The following is a 3,954-nucleotide window of genomic DNA, read 5'->3' on the forward strand; positions in this document are numbered from 1 at the left end:
CGCCCGAACGGTTCCATCCGCATTCCGCCACTGGCCCTCAACCAGACCCGCGAAGAGCGGGAGAATCACCTGGGTACCCGCCGCTATCTCGCCGAGCATCTTGGTTCGCCGCGGATGCCGGACGACCCGATCACCGATGTGCACCAAAACGTCGCCGCAGCTTTACAGGCGGGTCTCGACCGGGCTATGGAACATCTCTGCGGGCACTTCGCGGCGCAGACAGGGTTGCGCAAGTTGGCGATGGCCGGCGGTGTCGCACTGAATTGCACATCCAATGGAAAGCTGCTTCAGTCCGGACTCTTTGATGACGTCTACATTCAGCCTGCGGCGGGCGACGACGGGTCTGCACTGGGGGCAGCTCTCTACCGGGCCTCGCTGCTCGACGGGGATCTACCGAATCGGCGGTTTGCGGTGCCGTTTCTCGGTCCCGCCCCGTCTCGTGACGCAATCGAATCCGCGATCTCAGAGGTGGGGGACCGGATCGAGGTAGAACGGTTCGATGGGCTGGAGCCGGCGTGCGAGCGGGCCGCCGACCTGATCCGAGACGGCCACGTCCTCGCGTGGTACCGGGGGCGGATGGAGTTCGGCCCACGTGCTCTGGGACACCGCAGCATTCTGGCCGATCCCGGACACCCGGCGATGCGCGACCGAATCAACTCGATGGTCAAGATGCGAGAAGCCTTTCGGCCCTTCGCTCCTGCGGTCACGATCGAGCAGGTGGATCGCTGGTTCGAGGTGCCGCCGATGACCGAACTGGCGTACATGATCATCACTGCGGATGTCCGAGAAGAACATCGCGCTCACCTCCCAGCGGTGACACACGTCAACGGGTCGGCTCGGGTACAGACCGTCAACAAGAACGACAATGCCTCGTTTCACACATTGCTCGGCGCGGTCGGCCGGTCCACGGGTCGCGAGATGGTTCTCAACACGAGCTTTAACGTCAAAGGACAACCCATCGTCAACACCCCGGCAGAGGCCATGGAGACGTTCCTCGGTACCGGAATCGAGTTCCTATTTCTGGAAAACACTCTGGTTCGCCGAGTACGGTAGGCAGGTGACATCGCGCATTCGGGCTCGGGACGTTCCCACAATCTGATAGTAAGTAGCTTGACTGGGGCAAGTCGACGCTTTTCTCGCGGCTGATGGCCGACAACCAATCCGGAGAACCCTTGAGTACCAACCCTTTCGACGATGATAACGGCAACTTCTACGTGCTTGTCAATGACGAGGAACAGCACAGCTTGTGGCCATCGTTCGCGGAGGTCCCAACAGGCTGGAGGGTGGTTCACGGCGAGGCCGGCCGACAGGCGTGCCTGGACTTCATCGAGCAGAACTGGACCGATATTCGCCCAAGGAGCCTGCGCGAGAGACTCGCTTAGGTAAGCGCGCAGATCTGTTAGTCAGTTGAGCCAGCCGGGTTCGGGAGTCGGATGGATCTAGATGACCAGGCGGTGCCTGTTCCGCAGGGACTGCTGAGTGTTTGGGGTAATCGGGGAGTGTTGACCGAGCCCGCAACCTCCGCGTCGATTCCAATCTTGTGGGCGGGTCAGGTGGCCCGCATCCCGGATGCGGTGGCGCTGAGTTGTGTTGGCCGCTCTATGACTTACCGGGAGGTTGAGCAGACCGCTAACCGGTTGGCGCACTTGTTGACGGCTAATGGGGCGGGTCCGGGTGGCTGTGTGGCCGTACTGTTTTCCCGCTGCGCCGAGGCGATCGTGGCGATCCTGGCGGTGCTCAAAACCGGGGCCGCGTATTTGCCGATCGATCCCACGGTACCGGCGACGCGAGTCGGGTTTGTGATCGGCGACGCCGCGCCGACCGCAGTGATCACCACCGCGGATCTGGCCGATCGTCTTGATGGTTACGGGTTGGCGGTCATCGATGTGCACGATCCCGCTGTCGACGGCTACCCCGATACGGCGCTGACGCCACCGGACCCCGACGATATCGCCCACATCATCTACACCTCGGGAACCACCGGTGTGCCTAAAGGAGTGGCCGTCACCCACCGCAACATCACCCGATTGTTCGACGCACTCGATGCCGGTTTCGACCTGGCCGGCCAAGTGTGGACGCAGTGTCACTCCTACGCCTTCGACTACTCGGTCTGGGAGATCTGGGGGGCGCTGCTGCACGGTGGACGATTGGTGGTGGTGCCCGAAGCAGTGGCCCAATCACCGACAGACTTCCGCGCCCTGCTGATCGCCGAACACGTCAGCGTCCTGAGTCAAACCCCCTCTGCGGCGGCGATGTTATCCCCACACGGCCTGGAAGCCGTTGCGGTGCTGGTGCTCGCCGCTGAACCCTGTCCGCCCGAGTTAGTGAAGCGCTGGGCGACCGCGCGGGTGGTGATCAACGGCTATGGACCCACCGAAACCACGATCTATGCCTCCATCAGCGCACCGCTGACCGCAGACACCAACGTCGTGCCGATCGGTTCGCCGGTGCCCGGGGCGGCATTGTTTGTGCTCGATGAACTTTTGCGGCCGGTACCACCTGAAGTAGTGGGAGAGCTGTATGTCGCGGGCCACGGTGTGGGCGTGGGCTATTGGCGGCGCGCCGGACTGACCGGATCACGATTTGTGGCCTGCCCATTCGGCGTCCCCGGCACCCGCATGTATCGCACCGGCGACCTGGTCTGCTGGAGCCTCGACGGACAACTGCACTACCGCGGACGCGCCGACGACCAAGTCAAAATCCGCGGCTATCGCATCGAACTCGGCGAAATCCGCGCCGCACTTGCCGCATTGGACGGAGTCGACCACGCTGTCGTGGTCGCCCGCGAAGACCGTCCGGGCGACAAACGCCTGGTCGCCTACCTCACCGGCACGGCCGACCCCGCCTCGGTACGACCCGCACTGGCCCGACAACTCCCGCCCTACATGGTCCCCTCCGCCGTCGTCGCAATCGACACTGTGCCTCTGACACCCAACGGCAAACTCGACACCCGCGCCCTACCCGCACCCGACTACCAACACGACAATCACTACCAACCTCCTACCACCCCTACCGAAGAAATCCTCGCCGACATCTACGCCCAAGTCCTCGGACTCCAGCGCGTCGGAATTGAAGACTCCTTCTTCGACCTCGGCGGGGATTCACTGCAGGCCATGCGGGTGATCGACGCGGCGCAGGAATCACTCGATGCGCAACTCACGATCCGACACCTGTTCGACGCACCAGCGATTCGACAGTTAGCACAGCATGTCGGTGGGGTTGACAGCCGACGCGTCGTGTTGGCGCCCAGGGTTCGTCCCGGTGTGGTTCCGTTGTCGTTTGCTCAGCGCCGGCTGTGGTTCCTGCGTCAATTACATGGGCCCTCACCCGTGTACAACACGCCAATCGCTTTTTGGATCAGCGGGGCGCTGGATGTCGGGGCGCTGGCCGCAGCCCTCGATGACGTCACGGCCCGCCACGAATCGTTGCGTACCGTATTTCCGGACACTGGCGGTGTGCCTGTGCAAGAGGTGCTTTCGGCGCGGGCGGAAATGTGGCTGCGAGGAGGCGCCGCGGTCGTGTCGGTGCCGCAGCAGGATCTGGCCGATGAGTTGGCGGCGCTGGCTGAGTATCCGTTTGATTTGTCGGTTGAAGTTCCGATTCGTGCACAGATCTTTTCGGTGGGACCCGAGCAGTATGTGCTGGTAATTGTGTTGCACCACATTGCCTTTGACGGCTGGTCGCTGACCCCGATGTTTCGTGATGTGGGTGAGGCGTATCGCGCTCGTCGCGCGGGGCGGTCCCCGGGCTGGGCGCCGTTGGCGGTGCAGTATGTCGATTACACGTTGTGGCAGCGTGAACATCTCGGCGAGCTGGGCGATCCCGCCAGTGCGATCGCCGCGCAGTTGGCTTTTTGGGAGCAGACTCTGGCCGGGATGCCCGAACGCCTGGATCTCCCCACCGATCGGCCCTATCCGCCGGCGGCCGACTACCGCGGCGCACTGGTGGAAGTGG

Annotated in this window: 2 protein-coding genes and 1 pseudogene; all 3 read left to right on the forward strand. The window is 63.2% G+C overall.

All coding sequences use genetic code 11. The features are described from left to right. On the forward strand, positions 1–1,053 hold a 1,053-nt coding region (locus WAN02_RS22570; RefSeq protein ID WP_422266559.1), incomplete at its 5' end, for a carbamoyltransferase C-terminal domain-containing protein. Positions 1,054–1,172: 119 nt separating this feature from the next. Beyond that, positions 1,173–1,382 (forward strand): MbtH family protein, encoded by a 210-nt coding sequence (locus tag WAN02_RS22575; protein WP_422266561.1) that lies wholly within the window; start codon positions 1,173–1,175, stop codon positions 1,380–1,382. Between the two features lie 93 nt (positions 1,383–1,475). Further along, positions 1,476–3,954: pseudogene (locus tag WAN02_RS22580) on the forward strand (amino acid adenylation domain-containing protein); the annotation flags it as partial.

Source organism: Mycobacterium sp. (assembly GCF_049281135.1).
GTDB lineage: Bacteria > Actinomycetota > Actinomycetes > Mycobacteriales > Mycobacteriaceae > Mycobacterium.